Consider the following 15,404-nt stretch of genomic DNA (forward strand, 5'->3'; position numbering starts at 1 on the left):
TCCTTGGGCAGGGCGGTGATTGCCGCAGCGTCACGCATCCTGCGCAAAGATCCCGCCCTGCGCCAGAGCGATTCCGGCGCCGGGCCAATTCGTCGCGTCTTCTCAGTCCCTTGCCAGAGCTTCGACGGGATCAAGCCGTGCCGCCGCGCGGGCGGGCAGGAAGCCAAAGCTGACACCAATGAGCGAGGAGCAAAGGAAGGCCAGCGCCGCCACCGGCGCAGAGAAGGACAAGGTCATCGCGGTCTGGAAGGCGTTGAAGGCCGAACCCGCAGCAAGTGCCAGCGCGACGCCCAGAAGCCCGCCCAGAAGGCAGATCAGCACCGCTTCGATCAGGAATTGCGCCACGATATCGGATCGCCTTGCGCCCACGGCCACCCGCACGCCGATTTCCGCGGTGCGTTCGGTGACCGAGACCAGCATGATGTTCATCACCCCGATGCCACCAACCACCAACGAAATCAGCGCGATGGCGGCGACAAGGATCGTCATCGTCTGCGTCGTCTGGGTGATCGTGTTGCGGATCGTATCGGCGTTTTGCAGGAAGAAGTCCTTCTTGCCGTGGCGCTGCTGGATCAGTGCGGAAATCTGTCCTTCGGCATCGGCCATGGTCACTGTATCAGCCACTTTCACCGCGATCGAGTTGATCGTGTTCGAGCCGGTGATCCGCACCGAAGCCGTGGTGAAGGGGGTGAAGACGCGCACCTGCGTCGGGCCGAAACCGGAGCTTGTCGCCTCGACCCGGCCGATGATGCGCAAAGGCACCTTGCCGATCAGGATCGTCTTGCCCAGCACCGTGCCGCCCTGCGGGAAGAAGGCCTTGTAGGCCTCGGCATCCAGTACGGCCACCTGCGCGCGGGCGTCGATCATCGCCTGATCGATCAGCATGCCTTCGCGCAGGGTGAAGCCGCCGACGTCGAAATAGCCTGCCGAAACCCCGCGCAGCGAGACAGAGGTGGTGGTGGCGCCGAGCGTCGCGGATTTCTGCGTGCTGATTTCGGGGCTGACCGAGGCGGTGAAGGGCTGCGCCGCCAGCGCCACCGCATCGGCCACGACCAGCGTGCGGATGCGGCTGGCCATGCGGTCACCAAAGCCGGTGCCGGGGCGGATGGTGATGGTGTTGGTGCCAAGCGCCGAAATGCCCGACAGCACCTTTTCCTGGCTTCCCTTGCCAAGCGCCACCACGGACACGACCGAGGCGATGCCGATGATGATGCCCAGCATGGTCAGAAAGCTGCGCAGCCGATGCGCGGCCAAGGCCCGCACGGCCATGCGCGCGGCCTCGACGATGCGCCCGGCCAGCGCGGCGCTGCCGCCGCAGGCGGTCTCGGGACGGTCAAGGGCTGCGGCCGGGGTGTCGGGCGGGCCCGGGCGGCTGTCCGACAGGATCGCACCGTCGCGGATCTGGATGACCCTGCTGGCGCGGGCGGCCACGTCGGGATCGTGGGTGATCACGACAATCGTATGGCCGCGCGCATGCAGATCGTCGAAGAGATGCAGCAGTTCCGTGCCCGAGACGCTGTCGAGCGCGCCGGTGGGCTCGTCGGCCAGAATCACCTCGCCGCCGTTCATCAGCGCGCGCGCAACCGAAACGCGCTGCTGTTGCCCGCCCGACAGCTGCGAGGGGCGATTGTTCAGCCGGTTGCCAAGGCCGAGCCGGGTCAGCAGCGCCTCGGCCCGGGTGGCGCGTCGCGGGCCATCTGTCCCGGCATAGATCGCCGGGATCTCCACGTTGCCCACTGCCGAAAGCGCGCCAAGCAGTTGATAGCGCTGGAAGATGAAGCCGAAATGTTCGCGGCGCAGCTTCGCCAGCGCATCGCCGTCAAACCCGCTGACATCCTGTCCATCATAGAAATAGCTGCCGCGCGTCGGATGATCGAGGCAGCCGATCAGGTTCATCAGCGTCGATTTGCCGGAGCCCGAGGCGCCGACGATGGCGACATAATCGCCGCGCCAGATATCCAGATCGATGCCCTTGAGGACGGACACTGCCTCGTCGCCGATCACGTAATCCTTGCCGATGCCGCGCAGGCGGATGATCGGCGCGTCGGTCGCGCCCATCTCAGAACCCCATCATCGGCGGGCCGCGCCGCTTGCTGGTGTCGGAATTCGCCGCCGAGATCGAGGGCAGCACCACCGCTTCGCCTTCCTGCAGACCCGAGGTCACTTCGGCCAGCGTATCGGTCATCATGCCGATGCCGATCTGCCGCGTCTCGCTGCGCCCGGTCGCGGGGTCGTAGACCTCCACCTCGGCCTTGCCGCCCGAGACGCGCGGGATCGTCGTCACCGGCACCGTCAGCACGTTCTTGCGCGCATCAAGCGTGATCGTCACTTCGGCCGACATGCCGATGCGCAGGATGCCTTCTGGGTTATCGACGTCCAGAAGCGCGTTGTAATAGATCGCCTCGTCGGTATCGATCGTGTCCGAGGTCTCGATGCTGGCAGGTGCGGGTTCCAGCGCCCTGAGCCGCGCCTTGAACGGCGTCGTCAACGAGGAGTTCAGGGTGAATTCCGCCGTCTGCCCCGGTTTCACCGCCACCACATCGGCTTCCGAAATCTCGGCCTTGACCACCATCCGGTCGAGCTCGGCCAGTTTCACGATCGTCGGGCTTGAGGTGTTGGCGTTCAGCGTCGTGCCTTCCTCGCTGACGATCGCCACCACCGTCCCCGAGATCGGCGCCGAAATCTGCGTCCGCGCCAGCTCCGTCTGGGACGAGCTCAGCGTCACTTGCGCCTCGTCCAGCTGCGCCTTCAGCCCTTCCAGCTCCGCCTGCGCGACATCCAGCGTTGCCTCGGCCGTTTCGCGGGTCTCGTCAGAACTCAGCGCCTTGGAGTTCAGCGTCTTCTGCCGGGTCAGCGACAGTTCCGCCACCCGGATCGAGGCCTCCTTGGCCTTGATCTGCGCCTGCAGCTGCTTCAGCGCCGCTTCCGCCCGCGCCACATCGGCGCGCTGGTCGGAGCTGTCGATCCTGGCGATCAGATCGCCCTTTTGCACCCGGTCGCCCAAGGCCACGTCCAGCGTCTGCAGCTGCCCCGAGACCTGCGCGCCGACCGACACCAGCTGCGCCGCCTCGATCGTGCCACTGGCCAGAACCGTTTTCGACAGATCCGCGCGCGTCACCGTCGCGGTCGAGGGCGCCTGCGGTTCCTCGGCCGAGCCAAGCTTCCAGGCTGTGCCCCCTGCCGCCGCCAGCAGCACCACGAGGGAAAGGGCAATCAGGTTTTTCCTTTGCATCGGTCCCGGTCCAATCGACGCCATCGCGGCAGTCCTGCGTTCTTTACGCACGAGATAGCGGTTTCCGGCGTTTGTCATCGCCCCGAAAGCGGTGCGCTATCCCCGATCACGGCATCGTGTGCCATGAAGCTGACGCGAAGGGCCGCGCTCTCTCCATTCTTGAGTCACGCTTTGGCCGCAATGGGGGAGCAAACCGGAGGGGTAACCGGAATGGAGAGCAAAATGGCACGCAAGCTCTTGGCCCTGATCGCGAAACTGCGCGCTTCCGAAGATACGGTGTTTTCGACCCGCCTGTCGATGCTGGCCGAAGGCGTCACCCCCGGCCGCCTGCACGGGCAGCTGTCGCCGTTCCGCTTCGTTGCCCACCGCCGCGCGGTCTGATCAGAAATCCACCGTCACGCCGGGCAGGTTCAGATCGCGCACCAGATCGCGCAGCTCCTGCCGGGCGGCGATGTTCGAGATGTTCAGGTTCTCGACGCCCAGATCGCGCAGATCGAGCAGCGTCATGCCGCGCGGGAAGAGCTCGCGGAAGATCACCCGTTCCGAAAACCCGGGCGCGACGCGGAAGCCGATGCGCTTCGAGAGCTGTTCCAGCGCCTCGCCGACCTTGCGCTTGTTATGCGCCTGCTGCGAGCTCATCCGGTTGCGCAGCACCAGCCAGTCGATCGGCTTCAGCCCCGCCCGCGCCCGCAGCTGCCGTGCAGACCAGACCATTTCCGAATAGATCGAGGGGCCGGTGACCTTGGAGGTCTCGGGATCGATCCGCGCCAGCAGGTCGAAATCGATGAAGCTGTCATTGAGCGGTGTGATCAGCGTGTCTGCCAGCGAATGCGCCACCTGACTGAGGCGCGTATGCGAACCGGGGCAGTCGATCACCACGAAATCGCAGACCGGGTCGAGTTCGGCCACGACCGAGGACAGCCGGTGGTCATAGGGGTTCTCGCCGGGGGCCAGCGTCGCGGCATCGGCCTCGGGCAGTTCGCGGTATTCGGGCGAGGGCAGATCGAGCCCTTCGCGCGCCATGTAGGCCAGGCGATTCTCGACATAGCGACCAAACGAGCGCTGCCGCAGATCCAGATCGAGCGCGCCGACCTTCTTGCCCATGCGCGCCAGCGCGGTCGCCACATGCATGCAGGTGGTGGATTTGCCCGAGCCGCCCTTTTCATTGCCGACAACGATGATATGCGCCACGTCAACACCCCGCTCAGCGGCCCTGTCCCGGGGGCCTTCGCATTTATAGGACGCTCCGGCTACCGAAGGAAGCGCGCAGGTGCAAGGGGGGAGGTGCAAAGGGTTTGAGTGGTCGCTGGTGTGTTTCGCCTCGGCTGGCGCCGAGGCGACCCGCGGGGGGCTGCGCCCCCCGCACCCCCGCGCGTATTTTGCCAAGGAAAACCGGGGCTCTTGGCACGGCCCCGGCGGGGATGCTGGCGAAAAGCAAAAGGGCGCCCGAGGGCGCCCTTTCGGAACGATCACGCGGTGGCTCAGAAGCCGAGGCCGCGGCGTATTTGTTCTTGAACTTCGACACGCGGCCACCGGTGTCCATCAGCTTGGCCGAACCGCCGGTCCAGGCCGGGTGCGCCAGCGGATCGATATCGAGCGACATCGTATCGCCTTCCTTGCCCCAGGTGGACTTGGTCAGATATTCCGAGCCGTCGGTCATCTTGATGGTGATGAAGTGGTAATTCGGGTGGGTATCGGCTTTCATCGTCCCGCTCCTTATTCGGCTTTGGCTTTGTAGTTGGTGACTTCGGCGATACGAGCCGATTTGCCGCGACGCGAACGCAGGTAGTAGAGTTTCGCACGACGGACGCGACCGCGACGCACCACTTCGATGCTGTCGATGTTGGTCGAGTAGAGCGGGAACACACGTTCCACGCCTTCGCCGAACGAGATCTTGCGCACGGTGAACGAGGCCGCGATGGTGGCGCCGCCCTTGCGGGCGATGCAGACGCCTTCGTACATCTGCACGCGCGAGCGGGTGCCTTCGGTCACTTTGTAGCCGACGCGCACGGTGTCGCCAGCCTTGAAGTCGGGGATGGTCTTGCCGAGGGCGGCGATCTGTTCCGCCTCGAGTTGTGCGATCAGGTTCATCGCATGTCCTTTCGTTGCTTGCGGTTATGTCCGCAAAGGTGTCGCCGCCCGAGAGCTCCGGTCTTCGCTCGGGTCCGCGCCTGTTGCCAGGGGCGCCCGCCGGAGGATCGTTCGTCCTGTTCAAGCCCCGTCCCGGCCCGATGCTGTGGTCGAAGAAGACCGCCGCAGGCAAAGGAAAAGGGTCCGAGAGCCGATTCCGGTCCGGACCCGCGCGGCATACGGGGAAACGGCCAAGGGATCAAGGGGGAAGTGGGGCGCGGCCGCTCATGTCCTCTCCTTCAGCCAGCGGCGCAGCCGCCCGCGCGCATTGACGTAAGGCGAGGCCGAGTTGAACTGGATCATCCGGCCTTTCGTCCATTTGCCATACCACGGCCGCCCGTAAAGCTCGTCCTCCGCCCGCGCCGCCACCGCGCGCATCAGTCCGGCCTGCGCCGCGGAGAGTCGTTCCAGCAGCTCCGGCCAATTCAGCGCGTGATGATCGCGGTAGAATTTCTGCGCCAAAGCGCCCAGCTGGTTCCATTGAAAGCCGGTTTCGGGAAAATCGACCGTCTCGCCGCGGTCATCCCGGTCGAGCCATTTCAGAACAAGCTCGTTCCAGCCGATCAGATAGCTTACCAGATCTGCCGGAGACATCACCGATCCGCCCACATGGCCCGCCATCGACAGTTCTCGAGCCCGCTCCGGCGCGACCCGCTCGCAATCCTGCATCAGCTTGTCGAAGCTTGTCGCAATCGCGCTCAGCAACTCTGCCTTTGATCCGGGGACGGCCATCGGAAATCCCCTCCTTGCCACCGCGCAAGACTATGCGGCCGAAACCGGAGGGACAATGGCGGGCCCCTTCACCTTGCCTCAAATATCCCGGGGGTCCGGGGGCGGAGCCCCCGGCGGGTCGCCTCGGCGAAGCCGAGGCGAAATCACTTGCCGAACTTCTCCCACAAATCCGGCCGCCGCTCCCGCGTCAGCGCCTCGCTTTGCGCGCGCCGCCATTCGGCAATCTTCTTGTGGTTGCCCGACATCAGAACCTCGGGGATCGCCCTTCCCCTGCCAGTCCGCGGGGCGGGTGTATTGCGGATGCTCCAGAAGCCCGTTCGAGTGGCTTTCCTCGGTGGCGCTTTCCGCATTGCCCAGAACGCCGTCGCGCAGCCGCACCGTGGCGTCGATCACCACCTGCGCCGCGATCTCGCCGCCGGTCAGAACGAAATCGCCGATCGAGACTTCTTCGACGCCATAGGCTTCCAGCACCCGCTCATCCACCCCCTCGAACCGACCGCACAGGATCGTCACCCCCTGCGCCGCCGCCAGTCGCCGCGCGTGGCCTTGCGTGAAGGGCTTGCCGCGGGGCGACATGTAGATCACCGGCCAGTCGGCGCGATCGGCGGGCGTGCCCGCGGCGGCATGATCCAGCGCCGCCGCCACCACATCGGCGCGCAGCACCATCCCGGCGCCGCCGCCCGCGGGTGTGTCATCGACATTGCGATGCTTGCCAAGACCGAAGGGCCGCAGGTCGATGGTTTCCAGCCGCCACAGCCCGGCATCCAGCGCCTTGCCGGTCAGGCTCAGCCCCAGCACGCCCGGAAAGGCCTCGGGGAACAGCGTCACGATTTTCGCCGTCCAGACGCCCGCGACGGCCTCGACCTCGGCCATCAGATCGCGGGGTTTCACTTTGCCCGAAAGCGAGGTCACCACCGCCCGCCGCCCATGCGAGCGCGCCGGCGCGACCTCTGGCGTTTCCGCCTCGACCAGTTCCGCTGTCGTCAGCTTCAGCGCGCCCTTGCGTGGCGGGGGCGGGGTGTCGTCGGTGTCGCTCATGCCTCGTCCTCTTCGCTCATCGCCTCGGCCAGAAGCGCCTGTTTCGCCGCCGCCAGCTCTGCCTCGCCCAAGCCCTGACGGTTCAGCGCCCAAAGCGCCTCGGTCACCGCGCGCGGGGGCGAGACATTGCGGCGAAAGACCGGCTGAAACGCCGCGCGCTGCTCGGGTGTCAGCGCCAGAAAGTCGAGAAACGGCTGCCCGGCGCCAAAAGGCAAGCCGTCAAAGCCCGACAGATCTTGCGTCGCCAGCTTCACCCCCGCCAGATTGCGGCGGATGATGTCGAGCTGTTCCGCCTGCGAGACCCGGTTCATCCGGGCCCGGAAACTCTCCAGATCCTCGGTGAAGGGGATCGGTTGATCCTTGCGGACCTGATGTGCCCAAAGGCTGTCGACCCAAGGGCCCTGCGCGCGGGTGGAGAGATACAGCGTCACTTGCACCGGCCAGTCGAAATGGGCAAACCCGGCAATCAGCGCACGCAGGATCGCCGCCGCATCGGGGTAGGGGGCGGGTGTCACGCCGCGCGGCATCGGGCCGAGCAGGTTCTCGGACGAGATCAGGATCCGCCGATTCGGCCCCAAAGTCATCGTGCCCAGAAACGCCCGCATCGCGGCGGTGATCGCCGCAAGCGACGTCGCATCGCGGTCGTAATCATGCGCAAAGACCGCCTGCTCCACAGCGCGGATGCGGCCCGGAAGCACCAGCGCCGCCCGCGGCCAGATCAGCGCGCGGTTTTCGTGAAGGAACATCTGCGCCGAGGAGGTCCCGGTCTTGTGAAACCCCAGATGCAGGAAGACCTGCATCACTCGAGGTCCTCGGGCGGGTCGGCGATGATGCGCCCCGCGGTCAGATCGACGGTCGGCACCACGGCGCGGGTGAAGGGCAGCATCAGCGTCGTCTTGCGGCCCGGCGCGTGGATTTCCAGAATGTCGCCCGCGCCGAAATCAAGCACGGCACGGACCGTGCCGATCAGCACCCCGCCGGTGTCATGGACCGGCAGGCCGATCAGATCGGCGTGGTAGAATTCATCATCGGGCAGATGCGGCAGGCGCGCGCGATCGGCCCAGAGCGTCGCGCCTTTCAGCGCGTCGGCCTCTTCCTTGGTGGCGATGCCGGAAAGCCGCGCCCCCAGACCGCCGGTGACCGGACGGGTCAGCTTGACGGTGAAGCTGCGGGCACCGTCTTCGGAGTAAAGCGGTCCATAGGCGGCGATGTCGGTGGGTTCGGCGCAGAAGCTTTTCAGCCGCACCTCGCCCTTGACGCCAAAGCCCCCGGCGATGGCACCGACGCAGACACGATCCGTTTTCGACATGACACCTCCGAGACGACGACAGGCCGGACATCGCTGCCCGGCCCGCATGAGAGCCCGAACCCGGGACTCCGAAGATTATTCTTCGGTTTTGGCGGCTTTGGCAGCCTTTTCTTCAGCGCGTTTCTTTGCTTTCGCGCCCGGCTCGGCTTTCTTCATGTTGGCGCGCTCGGCTTTCGGCATCGCGCCAGCGGCTTCGAGGAAGCGGGCCACGCGGTCGGTCGGCTGCGCGCCTTGAGCGAGCCAGTATTGCACGCGCTCCATGTTCATCTTGACGCGGTCTTCGCTGTCCTTGGCGAGAAGCGGGTTGTAGGTGCCCAGCTTTTCAAGGAAGCGGCCGTCGCGCGGCATGCGCGAGTCCGAGGCAACGATCGCGTAGTGCGGGCGTTTTTTCGAACCACCACGGGCGAGACGGATTTTCATGGCCATGCTATTTCTCCTTCAGATGGCTGTGAGCGGGCCTTGCGGGCCCATCATTTCTGGAACGACGTGTGATGCCGGATCACTTCCGAGATCACGAAAGACAGGAATTTGCGGGCGAATTCGGGGTCGAGATCGGCCTCTTTCGCCAGTTGTTGCAGACGTTCGATCTGCCAGGCCTCGCGCGCCGGATCGGAAGGCGGCAGGTCATGTTCGGCCTTGAGTTTCCCCACCGCCTGCGTGCGCTTGAAGCGTTCGGCCAGCGTGAAAACAAGGATCGCATCGAGCCGGTCGATCGAGGCGCGATGTTCGCTCAGCAATTGGGCGGCGCGGGCGGTGGCATCGCTCATGCCAGATCCTCCGGTTTACGGTGGCGATAGACGAGCACCGGCTTGTCTTCGACGCGGCGGGCCTCGGGGTCGAGTTCGGCGCCCAGACGTTCGGCGAGCCGGATCGAGCGGGCGTTGTCGGGATCGATGTAGCTGACCGCGGTCGACCATTTCAGGGTGCGGAAGGCGTGATCGAGCGTGGCTTTCGCCGCCTCGGTCATCAGGCCCTTGCCCTCGTGCTCATCCGACCAGAGCGTCCAGCCGATTTCATATTCCGGCCAGTTGATCGGCGCCCAGGGGCCGGTCATGCCGATGGCGGCGTCGCTGTCATGCGTGGTGACGACGAAGCTGCCCCAGCCGCGCATCACCCAATGGCCGATCACACCGGACCAGGCTCGCCAGGCCAGCGCCTCGTCCGGTTCGGCCACGGTGCGGATGAACCGGCTGCGGTCGGACAGGAAGAACTTCCGCCACGCGGCGAAATCCCGCCCGCCCGGCGCGCGCAGCACCAGACGAGAGGTCTCGATCACCGGCGTGGGGGACAGGGCGACCATGTTACTTCTTCTTGCCCATGCCAAGGCCCGCCAGCCCCGGCGGCAGCTTCAGCCCGCCCAGACCCGGCAGCGCGCCCGGCAGGCCCTTCATCTCGGCCATCGCCTTGGCGGCTTCTTCCATCTTCGCCGGGTCCATCTCGTCCTTGCCCGGAAGGCCGCCGAACTTGCCCTGCATCGCGGCCATCGCCTGCTTGAGCATGCCGCCCTTCATGTTGCCGAGCTTCTTCATCGTGTCGGCCATCTGCCGGTGCATCTTCAGAAGCTTGTTCAGCTCGGCCACATCGACGCCCGCGCCCGCGGCCACGCGACGCTTGCGGCTGGCTTGCAGCAGTTCGGGATGCGCCCGTTCCTTTTTCGTCATCGAGCTGATCATGGCGATCTGACGGCGGATGGTGCGGTCGTCGAACCCGGCCTCTTCGGCCTGTTTCGCCATCTTGCCCATGCCGGGCATCATGCCCATCACGCCCTGCATGCCGCCCATCTTCATCATCTGTTCAAGCTGGGACTTCATGTCGTTGAGGTTGAACAGGCCCTTCTGGAACCGGCGCATCATGCGCTCGGCCTGTTCCTTCTCGAAGACTTCCTGCGCGCGCTCGACCAGGGCAACGATGTCGCCCATGCCAAGGATGCGGCCCGCAATCCGCGACGCCTCGAAGGTTTCGAGCGCGTCCATCTTTTCGCCAAGGCCGACGAAGCGGATCGGCTTGCCGGTGGTGGCGCGCATCGAAAGCGCCGCACCGCCGCGGCCATCGCCGTCCATCCGGGTCAGCACGACGCCGGTGATGCCGATCTTGTCGTCGAATTCCTGCGCCACTTCGACGGCGACCTGACCGGTCAGGCCGTCGACGACCAGAAGAGTCTCGCGGGGCGAGACCGCATCGCGGACCTGCTGGACTTCGCCCATCAGCACTTCGTCGATATGCAGACGACCGGCGGTATCGAGCAGGTAGACGTCATAGCCGCCCATCGCGGCCTGAGTCTTGGCGCGCTTGGCGATCTGCACCGCGGTTTCGCCCGGAACGATCGGCAGCGTGTCGACGCCGATCTGCGTGCCGAGAATCGCCAGCTGCTCCATCGCGGCCGGGCGGTAGATGTCGAGGGACGCCATCAGGACGCGCTTCTTCTCGCGCTCTTTCAGACGGCGGGCCAGTTTCGCGGTGGTGGTGGTTTTGCCGCCGCCCTGCAGGCCGACCATCAGGATCGGCGCGGGCGGGTTGTCGATCTTCAGCGCATCGGCAGCCTCTTCGCCCGAGAGCATCGCGACGATCTCGTCATGGACGATCTTGACGACCTGCTGACCGGGGGTGATCGATTTCGTCACCTGCGCGCCGGTCGCCTTGGCCTCGACCTTCTTCACGAAGTCCCGCACCACGGGCAGCGACACGTCAGCTTCCAGAAGGGCGGTGCGCACTTCGCGCATCGCCACCTTGACGTCTTCGGCCGTCAGCGCGCCCTGTTTCGTCAGCCGCTCGAACACCCCGCCAAGGCGTTCGGAAAGAGACTCGAACATGTTGCCCTCCTGCGCCGCGATTGCGGCCGATCAACGACAAGCGCACCAGTGGGCGCAACGCGCTGACTGGTGGCGATCCTTGCACCCGCAAGGACCGGAGGAACCGAACCTCCGGGGAATCTGGGGTGCACTACGCGAAAAGGCCCAGGGAGTCAACGTCCTCTGCTTGGGCTTGCCTGCCCGCGGCGAAGTGCGTAATTGCATATCCAAACAAAATACACATGCTTGTGGCATGTTTGTTCATGGGTGCACGAATGCGCTTCGAGAACTGGGACGAGATCCGGACTGCTTATCAGGTCGCCCGGATGGGAACGGTGTCAGGGGCTGCGGAGGTTCTGGGGGTGCATCACGCCACCGTCATCCGCCACGTCGATGCGCTTGAGACGCGTCTTGGCACGAAACTGTTTCAACGCCATCCGCGGGGATACACGCCGACCGAGGCGGGGCAGCAGTTGCTGGCCGTCGGTCAGGCGACCGAGGATCAGTTCGCCCAGCTGGCCGCCCGCATTGCCGGGGCGGGCGAGGAGATGCGGGGCGAGCTGATCCTGACCTCGTTGCCGGCTTTGGCGGCGCTGGTGATGCCGGCGATGGCCGAGCTGATGCGGGCGCATCCGGCGCTGGTTTTGCGCTACATCACCGATCCGCGGGTCTTCCGTCTGGAATATGGCGAAGCGCATGTGGCGATCCGGGCGGGGGCCCGGCCGACCGAGCCGGACAATGTCGTCAGCCAGCTGGGGGTGAACCGCACTGCGCTTTATGCGGCGCCGGAATATATCGAGCGCTACGGGCGGCCGAAGGGGGCGCAGGATCTGGCGGGGCATCGTTTTGTCGGTCCCGACAGTCGCGAAAGCCGGGCGCCGTTCTTCCGCTGGCTTGCCGGGCAGGTGCCGCCCGAGGCGATGGTCTTCATGGCGAACGAGATGGGCTCGCAGCAGGCGGCGATCGAAGCGGGCCTTGGGCTCGGCTTCCTGCCGGTGCTGCAGGGGCGGGCGATTCCGCGGCTGGTCGAGGTGGTGGCGCCGATGACGGAATGGGACAGCCCGTTCTGGCTGGTGACCCATGTCGATCTGCATCGCACGCCGAAGGTGCAGGCCGCGCTGAAGGCGCTGCGCTCGGCCGCCGTGCGACTCGACCCGGGGGTTTAGAAAACCCGGCCAGACGGAAAGCGCAGGGCTTTGCTGTCTGGCCTTTGTTTCAGGCGTTCGCCGGTTTCGGCGCGGTCGGATGCGGCTTGATGTATTCGCGCACCGCCGCAAAGGCCCATTGCACGGTCAGACCGCCCAGGATCAGCACGGTATCCTGCCAGAACCCGCCCGGATGCGAGGTCTTCACCGCCTGCGAAAAGATCGCCAGCACGGTTCCGAGCGCAAAGACCTGCAGCCCCTGCTTGCCCATGGTGCGGATCGGTTTCATCACCCGCGATGCGGCGATCGAGGGCACGAGCCAAGGCAGCGAGAGCATGTAGGCAAGAGCCAGAAAATGCGTCAGTCGCGGCCCGGACACATAGGTCTTGTCGAAATCGACAAGGAACCGCGGCACGTCATATTGCAGGATCTGCCAGATCACATGGCCGAACTTCGCCTGCAGATCGGGCGATTGCGCCCAAAAGGCGCTGAAGACGAGCCAGATCACCGCGGGCACCATCAGCCATTTCCAGACCGGCACGAAGCGTTCGCCCCGGCGCAGGAACAGCCCGGTCAGGATGCCGAGCGAAAACAGGAGCTGCCACGAGAACGGGTTGAAGAACCAGCCGCCGTCAAACGGATAGTTCGGCAGATCGAGCCCATACCAGCCCGCAAAGGCCCAAAGCCCGACGGTAAAGGCCAAAAGCCCCATCGGTTTCTTTTGTCCCAAGCGGATCAGGAACGGCGCCCAGAGCAGAAGCACCGCATACATCGGCAGGATGTTCACATAGCCAAGCTGATGGCCGAGCGTCGCGATGCCGACAAGGAAGGCGAGGGGGGTCTCGGTCAGCGGGGCGAAGGCATTGTGCTTGAGCATCTCGCCGCCGCCGAACCACAGCGTCGCGCCCGAGGCAATCGCGATCGCCCAGGCCGAGATGAAGATATGCACCAGATACAGAAGCCAGGCCCGGCCCCAGCATTTGCGGATGCCGGGCCAGTTCAGCCCGTCCTTGATCTTCGGGCCGTAGGCCAGTGCCGCCGCGCAGCCGGACATGAAGACGAAGCCCTCGGCTGCGTCCGACAGGCCATAATTGCGCGAGGTGAAGTTCTCGTAGATCGTCCCCGGCACATGGTTCATGTAGATCATCACGAGGCTGACGCCCCGGAAGAAATCCAGCCGGGGGTCGCGGGCGCCGCTCGGAAGCGGTGCGTGGGTATGATCAGCCATGATGCGCGGACAACTCTTTCTTCGGTTGTCGCGCGTCTTGTTCCTGTTCGGCCTCTACGTCAAGTGCCCAACGATTGAGCACTTCGTCATGCAGCTTCACCACGGCCGGTTTCGCATATTCGCTGGGAACCCCCATCAGCCGTGACCGCGAGGGCCGCGAGGACCACGAGAGGATCACCGGCGCGAAGACCATCGGCAGGCCGACGGGCAGAAGCCACAGCAGCAGGCCGGGGGCAAAGAACCAGGTCGTCATCAAGCCCACAAGGCCGATGGTCACGATCCAGTGCGAGGCGGCAAAGCTGTCCTTGAGGCTCAGCGTGCCATCGCCGCGGTTGTTGGTGGGCCAGCCGCCGTCGCGGCCCATCACTACCTGCATCACCGAACGGGTCGAATACATCAGCAGCACCGGGGCAGTGATCGAGGACAGCGCCAGTTCCGACAGCGTCGAGGCGAAGGCGAGGATCGGTCCCCCGAAACCTTTTGCCGCACCCGTCACCGACATGCGCAGGGCAATCAGAACCTTCGGCAGGAACAGAAGGCCGAAGATGCCGATGGCAAGGCTGATCGCCTTCGAGGCTTCGGACGGCGGGAAATAGGGAATCGGCCAGTAGGGCGTGGGGAAGTAATCCGGCGGCGGCGCCATCAGCGGCGCGGCGATCGAGGCAAGGATGAAGCCCACCCAGAACAGCGGCGCGATATAGGCCATGATCCCTTGCGAGAACACGAACCGCGACCAGAGCCGCAGGCCGGGGGCGCCGATGATCCGGCTGTGCTGCAAGTTGCCCTGGCACCAGCGACGGTCGCGCTTGGCGTGATCGACGATGTTTTCCGGGCCTTCCTCGTAGCTGCCGCCGAGATCGTCATCGAGCCGCACAATCCAGCCGCCGCGGGCGAGCAGGGCGGCCTCGACGTAGTCGTGGCTCATCACGTGACCGCCGAACGGCGGCTTGCCCTTCAGCGCGGGCAGGCCGCAGCTTTCGGCAAAGGCGCGGGTGCGCACGATGGCATTGTGGCCCCAGAACGGGCCGGTCTCGCCCTGCACCATCGCCAGACCACGGGCGAAGACGGGCGAGAAGAAGGCGGCGGCAAATTGCATCGCGCGGCCAAAGCGCGAGCGGGCGCGGATCACCTTGGGCAGCGTTTGCAACAGGCCCAGACGCGGCTCGGCCTCCATCCGGCGGACCATCTGCAGGATCGTCTCGCCTTCCATCAGGCTGTCGGCGTCAAGGATCACCGCATAATCGTAAGCCCCGCCGGAGCGGGTGATGAAATCCTCGATATTGCCCGCTTTCTTGCCGGTGTTCAGCTCGCGCCGCCGATAGAAGAAGCGGCCAATCGCATTCCGTTCCGCCACCAGACGCGCGAAGATCAGCTTTTCCCGCGCGGCGATCAGATCGTTGCGGGTGTCGGACAGAACGGCGAAATGCACTTCGGCGGTGTCGCCCGTCGCGGCCAGCGAGGCATCCATCGCGGCGATGCGGGCAAAGGTCACCAGCGGGTCTTCGTTGTAGACCGGGACCAGCACGACGGTGCGGCCCTTGATCGGGGCTTTCGGGTCGTATTTCGGCGGTCGGGCGCGGCTCGGCAGGCCGATCATCGCCACGGTGGCCCCCAGTGCGAGCCATTGCGTCGAGATCAGGATCAGCACCGCCCGCGTCACATCCAGCGCGTCGATCCCGTCGACCGAGCCGAACTGCAGGAACAGGATGAAAGCGCCGATCCCCGCCAGCAAGCTGAAGGCGATGGCAAGAAAACGCAGGGCATAGAGCCCTGCGCGTGAGGCGAGCGAGAGCGCCATGAT

15 protein-coding genes and 2 pseudogenes are annotated in these 15,404 nt (G+C 65.5%); 2 read left to right on the forward strand and 15 right to left on the reverse strand.

All coding sequences use genetic code 11. From position 1 onward, the window contains the following. Window positions 1-102: 102 nt before the first annotated feature. Both ACTTAI_RS02775 and ACTTAI_RS02780 read right to left on the reverse strand, forming a co-directional pair. Window positions 103-2,058, reverse strand: coding sequence for a MacB family efflux pump subunit (locus ACTTAI_RS02775; protein ID WP_444454099.1), 1,956 nt, complete (start codon window positions 2,056-2,058; stop codon window positions 103-105). A 1-nt stretch (window position 2,059) separates the two neighbouring features. Further along, entirely contained in the window at window positions 2,060-3,232 is a 1,173-nt protein-coding gene (locus ACTTAI_RS02780; protein WP_444454100.1) for an efflux RND transporter periplasmic adaptor subunit, read from the reverse strand. Between the two features lie 222 nt (window positions 3,233-3,454). Here ACTTAI_RS02780 and ACTTAI_RS02785 point away from each other — a divergent pair, with 222 nt between their 5' ends. Further along, entirely contained in the window at window positions 3,455-3,613 is a 159-nt protein-coding gene (locus ACTTAI_RS02785) for a hypothetical protein (RefSeq protein ID WP_444454102.1), read from the forward strand. On the opposite strand, the gene ACTTAI_RS02790 is transcribed toward ACTTAI_RS02785, so the two are convergent. The 11 genes and pseudogenes from ACTTAI_RS02790 to ffh form a co-directional block, all read right to left on the reverse strand. Further along, window positions 3,614-4,423: a division plane positioning ATPase MipZ gene (locus ACTTAI_RS02790; RefSeq protein ID WP_444454104.1), complete on the reverse strand. Its 810-nt coding sequence runs from the start codon at window positions 4,421-4,423 to the stop codon at window positions 3,614-3,616. It abuts the gene before it with no gap. Between the two features lie 290 nt (window positions 4,424-4,713). Beyond that, window positions 4,714-4,937 (reverse strand): annotated as a pseudogene (rpmE, locus tag ACTTAI_RS02795) (50S ribosomal protein L31). Between the two features lie 11 nt (window positions 4,938-4,948). Next, the gene (gene rplS, locus ACTTAI_RS02800) at window positions 4,949-5,323 is read right to left on the reverse strand and encodes a 50S ribosomal protein L19 (protein ID WP_110804825.1); all 375 of its coding nucleotides are present in this window, start codon (window positions 5,321-5,323) and stop codon (window positions 4,949-4,951) included. A 264-nt stretch (window positions 5,324-5,587) separates the two neighbouring features. Then, window positions 5,588-6,094, reverse strand: coding sequence for a ClbS/DfsB family four-helix bundle protein (locus ACTTAI_RS02805; RefSeq protein WP_444454107.1), 507 nt, complete (start codon window positions 6,092-6,094; stop codon window positions 5,588-5,590). A 143-nt stretch (window positions 6,095-6,237) separates the two neighbouring features. Further along, window positions 6,238-7,132, reverse strand: a pseudogene (trmD, locus tag ACTTAI_RS02810) (tRNA (guanosine(37)-N1)-methyltransferase TrmD). Then, on the reverse strand, window positions 7,129-7,932 hold the full coding sequence (locus ACTTAI_RS02815) for a hypothetical protein (RefSeq protein WP_444454108.1): 804 nt from the start codon (window positions 7,930-7,932) through the stop codon (window positions 7,129-7,131). Before ACTTAI_RS02815 ends, trmD begins: the two are co-directional and overlap by 4 nt. Beyond that, window positions 7,932-8,441 carry a ribosome maturation factor RimM gene (gene rimM / locus ACTTAI_RS02820; protein WP_444454110.1) on the reverse strand — a complete coding sequence of 170 codons (510 nt, stop codon included), beginning with the start codon at window positions 8,439-8,441 and terminating at the stop codon, window positions 7,932-7,934. Before rimM ends, ACTTAI_RS02815 begins: the two co-directional genes overlap by 1 nt. Window positions 8,442-8,516: 75 nt before the next feature. After that, on the reverse strand, window positions 8,517-8,867 hold the full coding sequence (rpsP, locus tag ACTTAI_RS02825; RefSeq protein ID WP_055211875.1) for a 30S ribosomal protein S16: 351 nt from the start codon (window positions 8,865-8,867) through the stop codon (window positions 8,517-8,519). Window positions 8,868-8,911: 44 nt separating this feature from the next. After that, window positions 8,912-9,208 (reverse strand): chorismate mutase, encoded by a 297-nt coding sequence (locus ACTTAI_RS02830; RefSeq protein WP_444454112.1) that lies wholly within the window; start codon window positions 9,206-9,208, stop codon window positions 8,912-8,914. Next, window positions 9,205-9,741 (reverse strand): GNAT family N-acetyltransferase, encoded by a 537-nt coding sequence (locus tag ACTTAI_RS02835; protein WP_444454114.1) that lies wholly within the window; start codon window positions 9,739-9,741, stop codon window positions 9,205-9,207. The genes ACTTAI_RS02830 and ACTTAI_RS02835 overlap by 4 nt, the downstream gene beginning before the upstream one ends. A gap of 1 nt (window position 9,742) precedes the next feature. Beyond that, complete coding sequence (gene ffh / locus ACTTAI_RS02840) at window positions 9,743-11,251, reverse strand: signal recognition particle protein (protein WP_444454116.1); 1,509 nt, start codon at window positions 11,249-11,251, stop codon at window positions 9,743-9,745. Between the two features lie 254 nt (window positions 11,252-11,505). Between ffh and ACTTAI_RS02845 the strand changes: the two genes are divergently transcribed. Further along, window positions 11,506-12,396, forward strand: a complete 891-nt coding sequence (locus tag ACTTAI_RS02845; protein WP_444454118.1) for a LysR family transcriptional regulator — start codon at window positions 11,506-11,508, stop codon at window positions 12,394-12,396. A 49-nt stretch (window positions 12,397-12,445) separates the two neighbouring features. On the opposite strand, the gene ACTTAI_RS02850 is transcribed toward ACTTAI_RS02845, so the two are convergent. Both ACTTAI_RS02850 and mdoH read right to left on the reverse strand, forming a co-directional pair. Then, the gene (locus ACTTAI_RS02850; protein ID WP_444454120.1) at window positions 12,446-13,603 is read right to left on the reverse strand and encodes an OpgC family protein; all 1,158 of its coding nucleotides are present in this window, start codon (window positions 13,601-13,603) and stop codon (window positions 12,446-12,448) included. After that, window positions 13,596-15,401: a glucans biosynthesis glucosyltransferase MdoH gene (gene mdoH, locus ACTTAI_RS02855; protein ID WP_444454122.1), complete on the reverse strand. Its 1,806-nt coding sequence runs from the start codon at window positions 15,399-15,401 to the stop codon at window positions 13,596-13,598. Before mdoH ends, ACTTAI_RS02850 begins: the two co-directional genes overlap by 8 nt. Window positions 15,402-15,404: the final 3 nt, after the last annotated feature.

Origin of the sequence: Rhodobacter capsulatus, assembly GCF_052363175.1 — a bacterium.
Lineage (GTDB): Bacteria > Pseudomonadota > Alphaproteobacteria > Rhodobacterales > Rhodobacteraceae > Rhodobacter > Rhodobacter capsulatus_D.

What these genes read in the sequence shown, in the direction of transcription:
- ACTTAI_RS02775 (WP_444454099.1), bottom strand. Translation starts at nt 2,058, where the DNA reads ATGGGCGCGACCGACGCGCCGATCATCCGCCTGCGCGGCATCGGCAAG.
- ACTTAI_RS02780 (WP_444454100.1), bottom strand. Translation starts at nt 3,232, where the DNA reads ATGCAAAGGAAAAACCTGATTGCCCTTTCCCTCGTGGTGCTGCTGGCG.
- ACTTAI_RS02785 (WP_444454102.1), top strand. Translation starts at nt 3,455, where the DNA reads ATGGCACGCAAGCTCTTGGCCCTGATCGCGAAACTGCGCGCTTCCGAA.
- rplS (WP_110804825.1), bottom strand. Translation starts at nt 5,323, where the DNA reads ATGAACCTGATCGCACAACTCGAGGCGGAACAGATCGCCGCCCTCGGC.
- ACTTAI_RS02805 (WP_444454107.1), bottom strand. Translation starts at nt 6,094, where the DNA reads ATGGCCGTCCCCGGATCAAAGGCAGAGTTGCTGAGCGCGATTGCGACA.
- ACTTAI_RS02815 (WP_444454108.1), bottom strand. Translation starts at nt 7,932, where the DNA reads ATGCAGGTCTTCCTGCATCTGGGGTTTCACAAGACCGGGACCTCCTCG.
- rimM (WP_444454110.1), bottom strand. Translation starts at nt 8,441, where the DNA reads ATGTCGAAAACGGATCGTGTCTGCGTCGGTGCCATCGCCGGGGGCTTT.
- rpsP (WP_055211875.1), bottom strand. Translation starts at nt 8,867, where the DNA reads ATGGCCATGAAAATCCGTCTCGCCCGTGGTGGTTCGAAAAAACGCCCG.
- ACTTAI_RS02830 (WP_444454112.1), bottom strand. Translation starts at nt 9,208, where the DNA reads ATGAGCGATGCCACCGCCCGCGCCGCCCAATTGCTGAGCGAACATCGC.
- ACTTAI_RS02835 (WP_444454114.1), bottom strand. Translation starts at nt 9,741, where the DNA reads ATGGTCGCCCTGTCCCCCACGCCGGTGATCGAGACCTCTCGTCTGGTG.
- ffh (WP_444454116.1), bottom strand. Translation starts at nt 11,251, where the DNA reads ATGTTCGAGTCTCTTTCCGAACGCCTTGGCGGGGTGTTCGAGCGGCTG.
- ACTTAI_RS02845 (WP_444454118.1), top strand. Translation starts at nt 11,506, where the DNA reads ATGCGCTTCGAGAACTGGGACGAGATCCGGACTGCTTATCAGGTCGCC.
- ACTTAI_RS02850 (WP_444454120.1), bottom strand. Translation starts at nt 13,603, where the DNA reads ATGGCTGATCATACCCACGCACCGCTTCCGAGCGGCGCCCGCGACCCC.
- mdoH (WP_444454122.1), bottom strand. Translation starts at nt 15,401, where the DNA reads ATGGCGCTCTCGCTCGCCTCACGCGCAGGGCTCTATGCCCTGCGTTTT.